The sequence below is a fragment of the Trinickia diaoshuihuensis genome, assembly GCF_003390925.1.
Classification (GTDB): Bacteria; Pseudomonadota; Gammaproteobacteria; order Burkholderiales; family Burkholderiaceae; genus Trinickia; species Trinickia diaoshuihuensis.
Genome location: NZ_QUBS01000013.1, coordinates 31,757 through 46,240, shown reverse-complemented (window position 1 = coordinate 46,240; position 14,484 = coordinate 31,757). Strand labels below are relative to the sequence as shown.

16 protein-coding genes are annotated in these 14,484 nt (G+C 60.5%); 3 read left to right on the top strand and 13 right to left on the bottom strand.

What is annotated here, in order from left to right; genetic code table 11:
• Positions 1–38: 38 nt before the first annotated feature.
• Positions 39–416 (bottom strand): hypothetical protein, encoded by a 378-nt coding sequence (locus tag DXT59_RS30425; protein ID WP_162877912.1) that lies wholly within the window; start codon positions 414–416, stop codon positions 39–41.
• A gap of 208 nt (positions 417–624) precedes the next feature.
• Here DXT59_RS30425 and DXT59_RS02235 point away from each other — a divergent pair, with 208 nt between their 5' ends.
• Positions 625–1,569, top strand: coding sequence for a multidrug resistance efflux transporter family protein (locus DXT59_RS02235; RefSeq protein WP_162877911.1), 945 nt, complete (start codon positions 625–627; stop codon positions 1,567–1,569).
• Positions 1,570–1,688: 119 nt separating this feature from the next.
• Positions 1,689–2,387 carry a GntR family transcriptional regulator gene (locus DXT59_RS02230; RefSeq protein ID WP_116135306.1) on the top strand — a complete coding sequence of 233 codons (699 nt, stop codon included), beginning with the start codon at positions 1,689–1,691 and terminating at the stop codon, positions 2,385–2,387.
• Between the two features lie 91 nt (positions 2,388–2,478).
• Here the strand turns inward: DXT59_RS02230 and DXT59_RS02225 are convergent, their stop codons facing one another.
• From DXT59_RS02225 to DXT59_RS30420, 11 genes are all read right to left on the bottom strand, one after another.
• A complete protein-coding gene (locus DXT59_RS02225) occupies positions 2,479–3,414 on the bottom strand; it encodes a DMT family transporter (protein WP_162877910.1) in 936 nt (311 codons plus the stop codon).
• A 239-nt stretch (positions 3,415–3,653) separates the two neighbouring features.
• Entirely contained in the window at positions 3,654–3,992 is a 339-nt protein-coding gene (locus DXT59_RS02220) for a DUF1330 domain-containing protein (protein WP_116135304.1), read from the bottom strand.
• A gap of 82 nt (positions 3,993–4,074) precedes the next feature.
• Entirely contained in the window at positions 4,075–4,893 is an 819-nt protein-coding gene (locus DXT59_RS02215) for a 3-hydroxybutyrate dehydrogenase (RefSeq protein WP_116135303.1), read from the bottom strand.
• Positions 4,883–5,260 (bottom strand): carboxymuconolactone decarboxylase family protein, encoded by a 378-nt coding sequence (locus tag DXT59_RS02210; protein ID WP_116135302.1) that lies wholly within the window; start codon positions 5,258–5,260, stop codon positions 4,883–4,885. The genes DXT59_RS02215 and DXT59_RS02210 overlap by 11 nt, the downstream gene beginning before the upstream one ends.
• Positions 5,261–5,289: 29 nt before the next feature.
• The gene (locus DXT59_RS02205; RefSeq protein WP_116135301.1) at positions 5,290–6,717 is read right to left on the bottom strand and encodes an amidase; all 1,428 of its coding nucleotides are present in this window, start codon (positions 6,715–6,717) and stop codon (positions 5,290–5,292) included.
• Positions 6,714–8,597 carry an FAD/NAD(P)-binding protein gene (locus DXT59_RS02200; RefSeq protein WP_275895756.1) on the bottom strand — a complete coding sequence of 628 codons (1,884 nt, stop codon included), beginning with the start codon at positions 8,595–8,597 and terminating at the stop codon, positions 6,714–6,716. The genes DXT59_RS02205 and DXT59_RS02200 overlap by 4 nt, the downstream gene beginning before the upstream one ends.
• A 34-nt stretch (positions 8,598–8,631) precedes the next feature.
• Positions 8,632–9,048, bottom strand: a complete 417-nt coding sequence (locus DXT59_RS02195) for a GNAT family N-acetyltransferase (RefSeq protein ID WP_116135328.1) — start codon at positions 9,046–9,048, stop codon at positions 8,632–8,634.
• 61 nt (positions 9,049–9,109) lie between these two features.
• Positions 9,110–10,312, bottom strand: coding sequence for an iron-containing redox enzyme family protein (locus DXT59_RS30920; RefSeq protein WP_205417360.1), 1,203 nt, complete (start codon positions 10,310–10,312; stop codon positions 9,110–9,112).
• Between the two features lie 98 nt (positions 10,313–10,410).
• Positions 10,411–10,746, bottom strand: coding sequence for a ferredoxin family protein (locus tag DXT59_RS02180; protein WP_116135299.1), 336 nt, complete (start codon positions 10,744–10,746; stop codon positions 10,411–10,413).
• Between the two features lie 12 nt (positions 10,747–10,758).
• On the bottom strand, positions 10,759–12,483 hold the full coding sequence (locus DXT59_RS02175; RefSeq protein ID WP_116135298.1) for a hypothetical protein: 1,725 nt from the start codon (positions 12,481–12,483) through the stop codon (positions 10,759–10,761).
• Positions 12,484–12,918: 435 nt separating this feature from the next.
• Positions 12,919–13,158 (bottom strand): hypothetical protein, encoded by a 240-nt coding sequence (locus DXT59_RS30420; protein WP_162877906.1) that lies wholly within the window; start codon positions 13,156–13,158, stop codon positions 12,919–12,921.
• On the opposite strand from DXT59_RS30420, the gene argP reads away from it, so the two are divergent.
• Positions 13,062–14,063, top strand: a complete 1,002-nt coding sequence (argP, locus tag DXT59_RS02170) for an HTH-type transcriptional regulator ArgP (protein WP_338065125.1) — start codon at positions 13,062–13,064, stop codon at positions 14,061–14,063. The genes DXT59_RS30420 and argP overlap by 97 nt on opposite strands.
• Positions 14,064–14,085: 22 nt before the next feature.
• Here the strand turns inward: argP and DXT59_RS02165 are convergent, their stop codons facing one another.
• Positions 14,086–14,448, bottom strand: a complete 363-nt coding sequence (locus DXT59_RS02165; protein WP_116135296.1) for a COG4315 family predicted lipoprotein — start codon at positions 14,446–14,448, stop codon at positions 14,086–14,088.
• Positions 14,449–14,484 lie beyond the last annotated feature (36 nt).

Genomic DNA, 14,484 nt, shown 5'->3' with positions numbered 1-14,484 from the left:
AATCCGCGCGTCCGAGGCTTACGCGCGGCGAGAGGCTGTTACGCTTTTTTGTGCACTCCGGCGGCCGCGCCGCATTCGAAATCGCGGCCCGCAAATGAATCGCGGTTCTCGTCTTCCGGCATCTTGTAGTTGCCGATACAGCCGGCCCCCACTATTCGCAAGATCCGTTGGCGCGCCGGTGACCGCGCTGCCTTCCCCGCAGAACCGGCAACTGTAAATGCAGCCGCGTCCGGTATCGCCGCAGCGATGCGCGGTGAGGCGGCCATCAAAGATGTCGAAGGGGGCGAGACACAGGAGATGGATACGAGCGACGGCAACTCGGCATGGCTGGCCGGATCTGCGCGATTCAGCGCCCGCTTGCTGTTTTTGCCGCTCGGCGGCTCGGGCGCTGACGCTGCAACCACTCCCAGGTTCATCAATGTTTTCACCTAGCACATGGTGGGGAACCCCAATGAGCAGGGGACGGCGCCCATGTAATCTTTTTGTCTTTTGGATCCAATCGATCTTATCCGATAGACTATCGGCAGTCATGACTTTTTACAACCGGGTTAAGCGATGGATCTAGGAACGGGCCGCGGCGAAACGCGTCGGTCCACGGCGGCCTTTGCCAACGAAAGAAGCTCGATGCTGGCGGTCGTGGCGCTGGGGGTACTCGCGGCAGCCCTGTTCTCCTCCACCTTCTTTCTGAACCGGTTCGTCAGTACGGTCGGCGGGCGCTGGCAATGGACTGCCGCGCTGCGTTTTTTCTATATGGTGCCGGTGCTCGCGCTGTGGCTCGCCCTGCGGCGGGGGGTGCCTTTTTTGGCGCGCACCGGTCGCCTGTTCGCCAGCCGGCCGCTGTTTTTTCTGATATCGGGCGGCGTCGGATACGGCGTGTTCTATACCGGTATCTGCTTTTCCGCGCGCTATTCCCCCGGCTGGGTAGTGGCCTCGGCGTGGCAGATTACGATGCTGGCCACGCCGATGGTCCTGCGGGCGTTCGGGCATCCCGTCACGCGGCGCGGCCTCGGCTATTTGCTGCTGGTCGCATCCGGCGTCTGTCTGATCCAGATCACTCGCCTATCCGCCGGCGCACCGCCCGGCGAAATTCTGCTGAACAGCCTTCCTGTCGTGGTGGCGGCGTTCGCTTACCCGCTCGGTAACCAAATGATCTGGCAGTTCAAGCGGACGAATGCCGACACAGCCATCGGGGAGGTGCTGGCGGACCCCGCCGCCTGCGTGCTGCTGCTGACGCTGGGCGCACTCCCGGTCTTCTGCGCAGTCCTGCTGTTCGGGGGCGTGAGCCTACCGGGAACGTCGGAGCTTCTCAGCACGGCGCTGGTGGCGCTGCTCTCGGGCTGCATCGCGACGCCGCTGTTTCTCTACGCACGCAACCTCAACCAGCAACCGATCGGACTCATGGCGGTCGATGCCACGCAGGCGGCCGAAGTGCCTCTGGCGCTACTCGGCGAGATGATATTCATTGGCGCCGCCATGCCGAATATCGCCGAATTCGCCGGCATCGCGATCATCAGTGCCGGGCTCGTCCTATTCGCGTGCTCGGGCCATCCCGCTAGCGCCGCAGACTGATTCGGCGCGAGGCGCAAGAGACGGCCATCCTGACGCGATTGCAAGGACCACGTTCTTGATGCGGGGGGTGCGCCAGTGTATCTTTCGGGCACTATCTGGATTCTGGATTCCTCATTGCCATGCAAGAACCCTCCAATGTCTCGGAACTGCACCCGGAGGAGCAACGAGGCTATCGGACCGCCACGGAGTATGCGGCGCTCGTTATTCGGGAGCGCATTTTGAACGGCAGCTTCCCCGACGGCATGCCATTGCGTCAAGACGAACTCGCGAAGAAACTCGATCTGAGCCGCATGCCCGTTCGCGAGGCGCTCCGTCAGTTGGAAGCCGAAGGACTTGTCGATTTTCAGCCGCGCAAGGGCGCCGTCGTGGCGACGCTTTCACCGGACGATATCGTCGAGATCTACGAGTTACGGGCACAGATCGAACCTACCTTGTTGCAGCTTTCGATCCCGAATTTATCCGAATCCGCCTTGCAAGAAGCCGAATTGCTGCAGGCCCAGATCGAGACTCATCCCTCGCCGGTGCATACCGGCGCGTTGAATCTGCAGTTCCATCTGAAACTCTATTCGGGCGTGGAGCGGCAACGCACCAAATCGCTGCTGACTTCGCTCAACACTACGATCGATCGCTATCTACGCCTGCTGATGAGCCAACTGGGTTACTCGGCAAAGTCGGACAGCGAACACCGCGCCTTGCTAGCCTGCTGCCGCGCGCGCGATATCGAGGGCGGGTGCGCCATCCTTTCTCGGCATTTGCTTGAAGGGGGGAATTCGCTCGCTAACTTTGTTCGGGATCGACACGGTCGACTGGGCGGATGATATCGAATCGCTCTTGTGCGCAACAGTGGGCCGGAATGTCGCCGCCGTCCTTGCCGTAGCGACGATCGACCTCGATCCTCCAAAAAAACACCTACTCCTTCGCATCCGCCGTTACCGGCGCAATCGCCGCCGGCGTTCGCCGCCCCGTGCCGGCCGTCGTCCCCAGCGCGATACCGAAGATAATCATCGCGGCTGAGATGACCAGTCCCGTGTCGATCTTCTCGCCCAATGCAATCGCCGAAACGACGATACCCACCACCGGCGTCGCGAGCACGCCGAGCGAAGTCGTCGTAGCGGGCAGGCTGCTGTTCACGATCGTCATCGCCCAGTAAGCGATGACCACGCCGACGATGCTGCAATAGGCAAACGCCGAAATCAGTTTCGCGCTCGGCACCACATGCGGTCGTCCCTCGAGAACGCTTGCAAGCACCGCCAAAACGATCGCGGAAATGAACGCTTGCCACGGTACCAATTGAATCGGCGTCGATACCCAGCGATGGACACGCGTGTAGAGAATGCTCACCGACCAGCACAGTGCGGCGATCAGCAAAATGCCATTACCGATCACCGCATGCGGATTGTGCCAATCGAGCGAGGCGGGTTTGAACAGCAGCGCCGTCCCTAAAAGACCGATCAACACGCCAATGATCCGCCGCGCAGGCATCGGCTCCTTCAGAAAGAGCCAAGCGGCCGGCGCAACCCAAAGCGGTGTCGTATAGCCCAGCACGACCGAGCGGCCGACGGGCACGTACTTCAATCCGATCGTCATCAATACGGCGAAGGCGGTCATATGCATGAGCGAAATGACCAATACGATGGGCCAATCGCCTCGGCGCGGAACGATGAACCGGCCCGTCAACTTCAGTATCAAGGCCAGTCCCACCGCGGCCGCACCGTTGCGAATCGCAATGGCCCACAGCGGCGAAACCTCGGCCACGATCACCTTGATCACGACCCACATCGTGCCCCACGACGCAATCACGACCGCGAATAAGAGCATCGCCATATTCGAAGACAACGTCTTCAAATTGCCACCTTTCCCTGGGCTGGACATCGATCGTCTCACTTTAGTATTGAGGAAGCGGTTCATGGCGCCGGCCGAGCGCCATGAAACATCGCGGCGACGCACGACATTGATCGAATCTGAATGCGCAATGGCTCAAATGACTTGCGCATCATACCCAAAATACACGCCGATTTGCGACAAGAACCGCGCCCATGCGAAAACTGACGGGCGTCGGCATCGCGGATTGAATAAAGACTCTATTACGCGGCCGACCCATCAGGCCGCGCCCCCGCCGTGGCGGCGCTAGCGTCGGCCGCTTCGATAAAGCGAATGTCGCGCTCCGCGCCATTATCCAGAACTCGAAGCGCCGCTTGGTACGCTGGGCTGTGATAGGCGGCAACGGCGGAATCGAGCGATGCGAATTCAACCAGAACTGTCCGTATATCAAGCCCTGCTTCGAAAACTTTAACCGGTGCGCCACGCGCGAGAAACGTGCCGCCGGCACCGGTCAATGCCGGACCCGCAAGCTTCGCGTACGCCGTGAACTTGTCCGGGTCGGTAATGGCGCGGTATTGAGTAATCCAGTAAGCCTTGGGCATTTTCTCTTCTCCTTTTTTGATTAACGGTGACGCATCGATTTGCTGGAACGGCTCGAAACTGAACGTGAATGGATCCGCGCCGTCATTGCATATGCCAACCGTGGCTCACGAGGACCGATTGCCCGGTCAGCGCGGCGCTAGAAAACGATGAAAGAAACAGGACTGTCCGGGCGATGTCGTCCAGCGTGGTAAACACACCGTCCACCGTGTCGCAAAGCATCATCTCCTTGACGACGCGCTCGTCGCTCAGACCCGACGCCTTGGCGAGTTCCGGAATTTGCTTGTCGAGCAGCGGCGTGCGGACGAAGCCTGGACATACGACATGGGCGCGTACGTTGTGCATCGCCCCCTCCTTGGCGACCGCGCGCGCGAAACCGAGCACGCCATGCGAGGCCGTTGCATAAGCGGACTTCAGCGGCGACGCCTCGTGGGAGTAAACGGAGCCGATATAGATCACCGCGCCGCCTCGATCGCCCTGATACATGTACTTTAGTGCGGCCTTCGTGGTCAGAAAGGCGCCGTCCACGTAGATCGCCTGAATCTTCTTCCAGTCGGCGAACGCGTATTGGTCGATCGGGCTCACGATTTGAATACCCGCGTTCGACACGAGAATATCGATTGCGCCGAAGGTAGCCGCGACCCGGTCGATGGCGCTGTTCACAGCATCTTCGTCCGTCACGTCCATCATGACGGCGAGCGCCTTGCCGCCCGCCTCGGCGATCTCGTCCGCAATCGCGTTCGCGCCAGCCCAATTGCGGTCCGCAATGGCTACCGCGGCGCCTGCCTTCGCCAACGCGCGGGCAATGGACTCCCCGATGCCGCTGGCCGCGCCGGTCACGACCGCCACCTTGCCGTCGAGCCCGCCAAAGGACGATGCCGAACGTTCCGAATCAGCTTTCATGGTGCTGCTCGAACACTTCTTTAGCCGCATTCATCGCGTTGAGCGCCGCCGGGAAGCCGGCGTAAAACGCCATTTGAATGATCGTCTCGGCGATCTCGCCTCGGCTGAGTCCGACTTTCAGGCTCGCCGCCACATGGACCTTCAGTTGCGCGATCGCCCCCATCGCCGTCAATGCAGCTACCGTCGAAAGCTCGCGCTGCTGCAACGTCAAACCGGATCGCGAAAGAATTTCCCCAAAACCGAATTCGATCACGTATCGACCGAGATCCGGGTGAATGCCGTTCAATCGCTCGACTCGCTTGTCCACGTCGTCGTCCAGCTCGGCAATGCGCTCAAGTCCCCGCTGGTACGTATCGGCATCTCGCATAGCTCATGATCCCCATTTGCTTGCATTGGTTAAACGCCGGCGGCCGTTTCCGGCTCGATGTGCTTCGGCGGTCGAGGAATCGGATTGCTCGCCTCATAAGCGCGCGCGGCCCGCAGGACGAGCGCATCGCCGAACATAGGCCCCGCGATTTGCAAGCCGATAGGCAGCCCCGCGCTCGTCAGCCCGCACGGGATCGATGCGGCGGGTTGATGAGTCAGATTGAAGAGATAGCTAAAAGGCGTCCACCCAAGCAGCGATCGAGCGGACATCGGCGCTCCCGACGGCGTCGCGTCGAATGCCGCGATAGACACCGTGGGCGTCAAGATCAGGTCGTACGAGGCCATGAATTGCCGCATCCGCGAACCCAAAACCATCCGCGCTTGCTGAATCCGCAAGAGGTCCGCCATCGTCATCGCTTCCCCCAATTCGGCTTGACGCGCGACATCGGGATCGGTAAGCGCCCTCTGCTCTGGTGTCAGCGTTTGCCATGCCGCCCACATTCCCGAAAACCAAAGCCCGGCGATCAGGTCGATGGGATCTTCGATCCCGGGATCGACCTCCTCCACGCGCGCGCCCAGCGCTTCGAATTCAAGCGCGGCCCGGCGCACGGCGGCGGCCACTTGCGGATCGATATGCTTCGCGAAACCTAGCGTCGGCGAATAGGCGACCCGCACCCCTCGAATCCCGTCGCCGAGGCCCGTGCGATAGTCGGCCGGATCGAACGGCAATGCCGCCCAGTCGCGTGCATCGGGCTGCTTCAGGACATTCATCAACAAGGCCGCGTCTTCAACGCTCATCGTATGCGGCCCGATGTGCGATAGCGAGGCGAATGCCGAAGGGGGATAGGTCGGTGCCCGACCGAAGCTGGGCTTCATACCGAAGGTGCCGCAAAAGGCGGCGGGAATGCGCATGCTGCCGGCGCCGTCGGTGCCAACCGATAGCGGCCCCGCGCCCGCGGCAACGGCCGCGGCGCTGCCACCCGATGAGCCGCCCGGGCTTTTATCGCGATTCCACGGGTTGCGGCTAATGCCCGTCAACGGCGAGGTGGTTTCGCACTTGCATGCGAACTCGGGCGTGCAGGTTTTTCCGAATAGGACCGCGCCCGCTTCGCGAAGACGGGCCGTGCAAGGGGCATCGACATCCCATGCTTGATTCGGATCGATTGTCCGGCTGCCGCGCAACGTCGCCCAGCCTTTCGTCAAAATCAGATCCTTGATCGACACCGGCACGCCGTCGAGCAGGCCGAGCGGTTCGCCTCGCAGCCAACGCGCCTCGCTTTCCTTCGCGCTATCCAACGCGCGCTCATGATCGATCAAGCGAAACGCGTTGAGGATAGGGTTCACGCGGTCGGCCCGCTCGAGAACGGCGCGCGTCACCTCAACCGGCGACAGCCGCTTCTGTTCGAAATGCATTAGTAGGTCGCTTGCGCTGATTTCAGTCAGATCGACGTCGTTCATACGCGCAAGTCCTCCGCATAGCGCGTCTCTCGATCGAGCGCGGCATCTTGCGCCTGAATATCGGCCAAGATACTGACGGCGCAACGCCCCGAAAACTGTAGGAAGCGCGAGTTCACCTGCACGCGCGGCAACACGTAGGTGCAAAAGTTCGGACCTTCGGCCGGAATACCGAGCGCCCAGACGCGCTTTTGGACCTGCCCGTGTGCATCGACCACGTTTTGCGAACTGTCGACGTCCAGCCCGCCCGGCAAAAACGCTCCGTTCTTAAACGGCCGAATCATGCCGCCATCCAATAGGTTCCGCAGGAAGGGCGACGTCTGTCCGCCAAGCTCGACCGCGCAATCGGTCCGCGCCCGCACGAGTACGTCGAATGTCCGGCTGGCCGGTTCCGTCAACCTCGTCGAATGCAGCACAAAGCAGGCGCGAGTTTCGTCGAGGTCCAATTGCGCGTTGGGCCCCGGTCCAAACGAAAGCAAGCCGGCCTCGAACAAGGCCAACAATTCCATGTTCCGCTCCTTCGGCGCGCCGGCCGAGAGGCGATACATATTCGGCACCGCTTCGTTGAGAAACGCGCGATGGCTTTGCTCCGTCAATCCGCCGTAGTCCACGGCATAGCGTAGATAATCGCGTACGTCGCGCAATACATCCGTCGCGGCCTTCACGGGATCGCTGACGTTCCCGCCTCGGGCATGTGCGACGTCGTCCTCGACGTGTTGCTTGACCGCCGCCGCGAATGCTTCGCTCGTATCGAATGTCTTTCCTTTGAATGGGAAGAGGAGGCGCTCGATGATCGCGCGGTGACGCGGCAACGGTTCATAATCGAGCGCCTCGGTCTCGCCCGTTTCGCTCAGCCGATACGCGAAGCACATCTCCTTGACCAGGACCGGCCACAGGTCGCGCTCGAAATCCAATTGCTCGCTGCCGGTTTCACGATATCGGTCGCGGCGAATGCCATCGATCCAAGACCGAGTAAAAAATCGCGGCTTATAAAGCCCGCCGACGCCCTTTTCGTTCGTTGCGCGCGCACAGAAGGGAATCCCTTGCCGCGAGAACACGACGAGTCTCGGCTCCTGACCGCTTGCGCGATAACGCAAACGTCCATCGCTTTGCGCATGAAACTCGCCGCCTCGCCCGATCGTCAGGTCGGCGATGATGTCGTATGCGGTCAGCCCGATTCCCTGAATGCCGACGATCGCGTCGCCGGGAATCGATTGCAATACGCTGAAGGGCTTCACGCGCGGAATGAATCGCAGCCGCGGATTGACGGACTGCAACGCCTGCGCGCGGTCTAGGAGATGCCTATCCGCCTCGCTCAGATCGTTGTCGCCATGCCCGGTCACGATTACGACGTGATTCGCATCGAGGCGAATGCCGGAATCGAGGACGACTTCGTAGTGGCCGTTCGCTAACCGATGCACGTCTTTCGCAAGACAGCGGTGGTGTGTCACAACGACATTGGGCGGCAGTCCTTCGACGAGACGATCGAACACGTCGCTGAAGTAGCGTCCCAGCAAGCTGCGGGGCAGGTAGTCGTTTTCTTCGATAGCCGCGCCGCCCGCCCGCGCTTGCTTGAACGTGTTCCCGAATCTACGGTAGCCGGCCGCGTTCGCCCACTCCAGCAGTGAAGGTCCCGGCTCGATCGGTCCCGCGCCGCGAACCGAGTCGTCGGTGAACATCGTCACCTGACCGGCAACCGTGTTCGCGAGTAGATGATCGGGTTGGCCCGCCGGGTGGGCGCCTTGGCCCGGCGCGCCCGGATCGACCAGATCGACCGCCAACGCAAAGCCCGGCGCTAGACCGCGGTACGCGGCGGCTAGGCGTTCGAGAAGACTCAAGCCGCGTGGCCCAAAACCTACAATGGCAACTCGATAGTTACGCACGATAGTTCGATCTCTCAGGTGGCGATGGGGTCGTTCAGCTCGTGCGTTTGATAATCCAACCGTTATCGACCGCCGTGAAACCCGCCCCCGGGTAGTAGGTCATGGCATCGGGCGAAGCCAAGAGCAGCAGCATCACTTGAGGCCCCAGTCTCTCGCGGATATATCCGATCAGTTGCTTGCCGATACCCTGCTTCTGGTGCTCCTTCGACACGGCGAGATCGGATAGATAACAGCAGTAACTGAAGTCGGTTACCGCACGCGCGAGGCCCACGAGCTTTCCATCCTGATAGGCGCCGACGACCAGGTTCGCGTGCCGCAACATGGCTCCGATCCTCGGGAGATCGTCGACCGGCCGCCTGATTCCCGACGACCGGTACAGCTCGGCAACCTCGGTCGCAGTCACGCTCGGCGACTCGATCAGATTGATTTCCAAGCATTGGTCCTGTGACATGCCATCCTCCATATCGAATTGGGTTACCGATCTATCAAAACGACGCGAGCCGTTGGCCGCCTCAAACTGCGTTGAACTCGCTCAACTCCTCGCGCAGCGCAATGCCGCCCAAGTTCTGCAATAGCGGCGCGTTTTCGCAGGCGATATAGATGCACTCTTGGTTCGCGCTGTTTTGGTGCCGATGCACGGCCCAAGGCGGGATATAAAAGGCATCCCCCGCTTTCCATTCGACCACGCGGTCGCCGACGACCGACGAGCCGATGCCCTGCAGCACGTAGATAAGCGTCTCGTAGTTGTGCCGATGGGCGCCAGTCGCTTCGCCGATCTCGAGATGCCCTATCGTCATGCTGATCGTATGGCTCGGCAAATCGACGATATGCACTCGATGCTTACGTTCGCCCGAGAACTTATGGTCGGCCGCGCTCGAGACCGCCATGACGTCGGGGTGACTCAGCCGGATCGGAATATTGGCCGTCAAGCTGCTCGGCACGCGCCAGAAGTCCGACGAGTTGTGCGATCGGTTGAGCGCCGCCGGCATCGGCGCGGCTGCGGACGTCCACACGGCATCGAGCATTTCGACACGCCGCCGGATCATCTCGCTACCGACCGCCACGCCCACTTCGCCGCGCGCGGGGTGCTCGCTCACGATCTCCTCCATCATCCGCAGCATCGTGATCGCGTGCTCTTCGTCTTCCTCGATATGCAGCCGAAAAAATTCCGTCGCCTCGGGACCGAACCCGAACCGGCGCAACGCGTGCAAGATGGGGCCGTAAATGAGCGGCACGATGGCCTCCGCCCCCAAGCACATTGCGGCGAGACCGCACATTGGATCGGCGCTCTTGCAGTACGCCAGCATCGACGATCTCAATTGCGCTGTCGCGGGCAACGCCGCTTCTTGGTTTGGATCGACGCCGACGAGCCGCAGGCTGCGCTGGAACATCTCCGCATGCGTGTCCTGCCCATCCTCGTCCACGCCCATTTCCTCGCGTAGATTCGCGAGCAGCGCGCGAATGCTGCGTGCATCGCCGAATTGTCCCAGCAACGCGCACAGATAGCGCGTGAAATGGCGCGAGTAATGACTGTGCTGAGCCAGCAGGCGCTTGAGCAGTTCGAGGCTGGCCGTTCCATCTTCCAGCGCCACGAGCAGCGGGTGCTCGGTCAGCAGGCGCAGATCCTCTTGCCTGAGCCATTTGGTCCAAATAGCGCCGACGCTCGCCGGCATCCGTGCAGCATGCTCCGCATGGAGCGCTTGTGTTATCGCCATGATCACCGATCCTGTCCGAACTACATTGATTTGCCGCCCCGCGACCAGATACCGTTCGATGGCCCCTCGCCGCGGTAGCCGGTCGTTCCCGTGCGGTTTTACGTCGACTCCGGGAGCTCCAACAAATGGCGTTTGTCTCGGACGTTCGCCCATTCGTCCTTTTCCGCGCTCGCCACTTTGACGTTCGTCGCGCTCGGGTATATCCGAGCAAGCCGCCGATTGATTTCGATAAATTCCAGTTGATCGTCGGGCAGTTCTTTATCTTGGTAGATCGCTTTCACGGGGCATTCGGTTGCGCACACGTTGCAATCGATGCACATCTCCGGATCGATGACGAGGAAGTCGGGCCCCTCGCGGAAGCAATCGACGGGGCAAGGATCGATGCAATGTTTGTAGGTGCACTTGATGCACGGCTCGGTCACGACAAAGGTCATGTCACGCTCCTATCAGGCGACGCTAATTGCGTTCGTATAGAATTTTTCGATCCAGCGCTTGTCCCCGAAATCGAACGTGAAATCCGGGCCGCGGCCAGCCACGATGTAATCCATCAACGTTTGATAAATCAGGCCGAGTGCTTCGGTGTAGGCGATGGCCGTACCGAGCTCGACCATCGAATAGCGCTCGCCCTTCTGGCGCATCAGGCGCAAATCGACGAGGCCCAGCAATACGCGCTCGCCGACGCGAATCGGATAAGGCGAGCGGATGCTATAGCGCACCGCCGCATGAACGTGACCGGCATGATGCTGATCGGACCACTCCGCCAAGTCGGCCATACGGGGCGCGTGAAACCAGCCGCGCGTCGGCGGGATGGCTTCGATATCGAAGTAGCTCGGGGCGTAATGCCACGCGTTGTAGCGCATCCTGGAGGACACCGCGTTCAACAGCATCATCAGCCCTTTCGGCGGCATCGCACGCTCGAGCGCACGGCTTGGAACCGCCTGGCAGAAATAATCCGCCTGCGTCAGCGCGCACGCCTCGGCCGTATTGTTTTCGGCAAGCAATTCGCGCAACCGCGAGAATGACCGGGTGCCGCGCGTCATGCCCACGTCCGATTGCGTGACCTCGACGGCCTTGCGCACCACCGTATCGATCGCGTACTCGATGAACGACGCGAATCCTTGCCCGCTGTCGCCCGCTTCGACCGGCCGCAACCAGGCGCCGATGTTCTCGATCGACAGCGCTTGCCCGATATCTTCCGAGCCTTGTAGCGCATCCTCGATCAGTGCGATCGACTGCGCGCGCTGGGTCAGCTTGCGCGTGGCAGCATCGAGTGACCAGTGGCGAATGAACCGCTCTTTTTTACATAGGTTCAAGCCGTTGATATCGCGTACGAAACGCCCATAGTTCAAGCACTGCTCTCGCCATTTCCCCAGCATCAGCGCTTGCTGAGGCAGCGGGTGCTCGCCGAACGAGTCCAAGTCCGCGTCCGAGAATTCACATATCGCCTGATAGCGCCGCGCCAACGCCTGAAAGTGGCGGGCAACGGTAAGCACTTGCAACTGACTGGAGTTCATTTCCTCGAGCCGCGTAAAGGCTCCGGAGGCCCGCAGCAGCGCCATGCAGTAGATCAGCGTCAACGACTCGATACTGGCGAGCGCCCCGCGCTCTCCGACTTCCGCCAGCGCGCGATCCACGGTGCACTCGCGCGGATACCCGGATTGACCGATCTGATAGAAGTTCGAGAAGCATTGCGTGCCGACGTAAAACAACAACGGGGCCATGTGCTCCGCGGATTCTCCGAGCGTCTCGACGATCGCGCGCAGTCCTTGCGCCTCGAGGTATTGCACGATCTCGGCGCGCCGAGATTCCATCTCTTCGTTCTGCGCGGCGGCGGCATCGCGTGCGGCACGATAGAGTCGGCGCGAAACCGTCAGCCTCGCGGCTATGCTCAGCGCGGCTTCGTTATCGGCTGCGAACTCCGATTCCAAGAGAAAAGCCCTACCGTGAGGCCGAAATGCGAGCACGACCTCCACGCCCGCTTCGGGCCAATTCTCGGCCGGCCCATCGGCCTCCAATCCGTCATAGAGCACTCGCTCGAACGCACTCATTGCTCGCAAGGCATCCGCGTCGCTAATTCGCCCATCCAACGTGAAGCAGCGCTGGATGGAATTACCGTCCGTTTTCGATTGGGCCAGCTTCACAAGCTCGAAGACAATAAGTTCCACTGACATACTTTCTTCCTTAATGAGCAAGATGGCGAAACGATGATCGGTGCATTCAAAATACTTGTTCAGGGTTCCAAATTAACTGCCGTGCCACCCCCTGGTTTCAACGCAGGCTTGCAGGCGTGGAATCGGTAATACATCGATGCCGGACAGTCCATTCCGGACTGTCCACGCAAGAACCTTGGCGACTCATGCCATCGGCGGGGGCATCACCGATGGATCAATAGGATTGGCAACAATGCTCGGGGAATTCCCTTAGCACACAGGGACTCCGTGCTCTTTCGTTTCAGGGTGGTGCCTCGTACGACCGGCGGCCGGCGGTCACGGGTGTTGTCTCGTTGTTTCGTTTTCTTCTACAGCGCAGCAAGTTCGAGGGAATCCTATCACCGTCTTTCTTAACGAAATTCAGCTCTCAATTTTTTTGAACGAGCGCCTATTTTTCTAACCGAAGCGCATAAGTTTGAACTCTTTCGTTTTCACAGAGCCCTGTTCGAATCGATGGAACTTCGCACCGGCGTCACTGATCAGACCCGCCTGTAAATTGCGGTTATAGTCAGTTCCCTCATCCCAATCGCCTTTAATCGGTGCAAACAGCTCTGTCAGTCTCGCAAGTCGCAGTCGAACTTCTGCAATTAACCTGGAAAGGAGCGAGCGTGCTTGATCGGGATCAATTGGAAGCATTCGTAGCCGTCGTTGAACAACAAAGCTTTGAGCGCGCCGCGGCAACGTTGAGCATCACGCGTGGGGCGATATCGCAACGAATCAAATTACTCGAGGAAGCGGTATCCGCCGTGTTATTGATACGCGACCGTCCAATTAGACCGACTATTGCGGGAGAAACGCTATTACGCCACGCGAAGGCCGTGGCATTGCTGGAACTCGAGGTCCGACGTCAGCTTGCCCCCGCCGAAAGCGGTGACGAACGCGCGCGGTTGGCGGTCGCGGTCAGCGCAGACTCATTGGAGACGTGGTTCGGTGTGTGTTCCGCGAGATTGCTCGAGGCATTGCCGGTCGCGCTGGAAATCATCGTCGAGGATCAAGATCATACGTGGCCGATGCTTTTAAGAGGCGAGGTCATCGGCTGCATCAGCACCGAACCTAAACCCGCACAAGGATTCGAAGCCGTACGTCTAGGGGAAATGATCTATCGGTGCGTTGCGACGCCGGCTTTCGCGCAAAAGTATTTTCCGCATCGATTGAGGTTGCATGAGGCCGTCTCGGCCCCGGCGATCGTATTCAACCGAAAAGACGCGCTACACGATAAATTTCTCAAGACGCAGTTCGGCGTAGAGGTGGAGCGCTACGTCAAACACTATTTTCCGTCATCGAGTGCGTTGTTACGGGCGATAGAGATGGGTTGCGGTTATGGTGTCGTGCCTTCGGATCATATTCAAGCTTTACTTGCATCGGGGCGGCTGGTCGATCTCGCCCCGTTCTCCCCGCTGCGCGTGCCGCTGTATTGGCATCACTGGCGGCGCGAGCCACCGCTCGCCCGACGCGTCACGGAATTCGTCACGTTTTCGGCCAGGCAAGCGTTGGCATTCGAAGAGGCGGATGGCTTCGAAAGCTTGGAAAGCAGCGCCTGAAGACCGGCGCTCGACGAACCGGCTAACCGGGCCGCGCGACGTGCCAGATTCCCTTCACCCCGTCGCCGTTCTTCTGCCCGGCGGCTTTGTCACCCGAGAAGCGATAAAGCGGATGCCCCTTATAGGTCCACTGATGCTTACCCTGTGCGGCGGCGATGAGCCCCCAGTCCCCGCTCGGCTTGTCGTACGAATCGGCGATCGCGGCGGGCCAAATCGCCGCGCAACCGCCGGTGCAAGCGCTCGCGCCCGGCGCCGTGTCCCGGTCGAACGTGTATAACGTCATGCCGTCATCGTCGACGATCATGCCGCCCTGCACCTTTGGCGATTCGGCGTACGACGCAGCCGACGCGGCGCAGGCAAGCACGCAAAGTATGACTTTGATCATGATTGGCCTCTATCTATGAGGTGGTTGAAGGTTGAT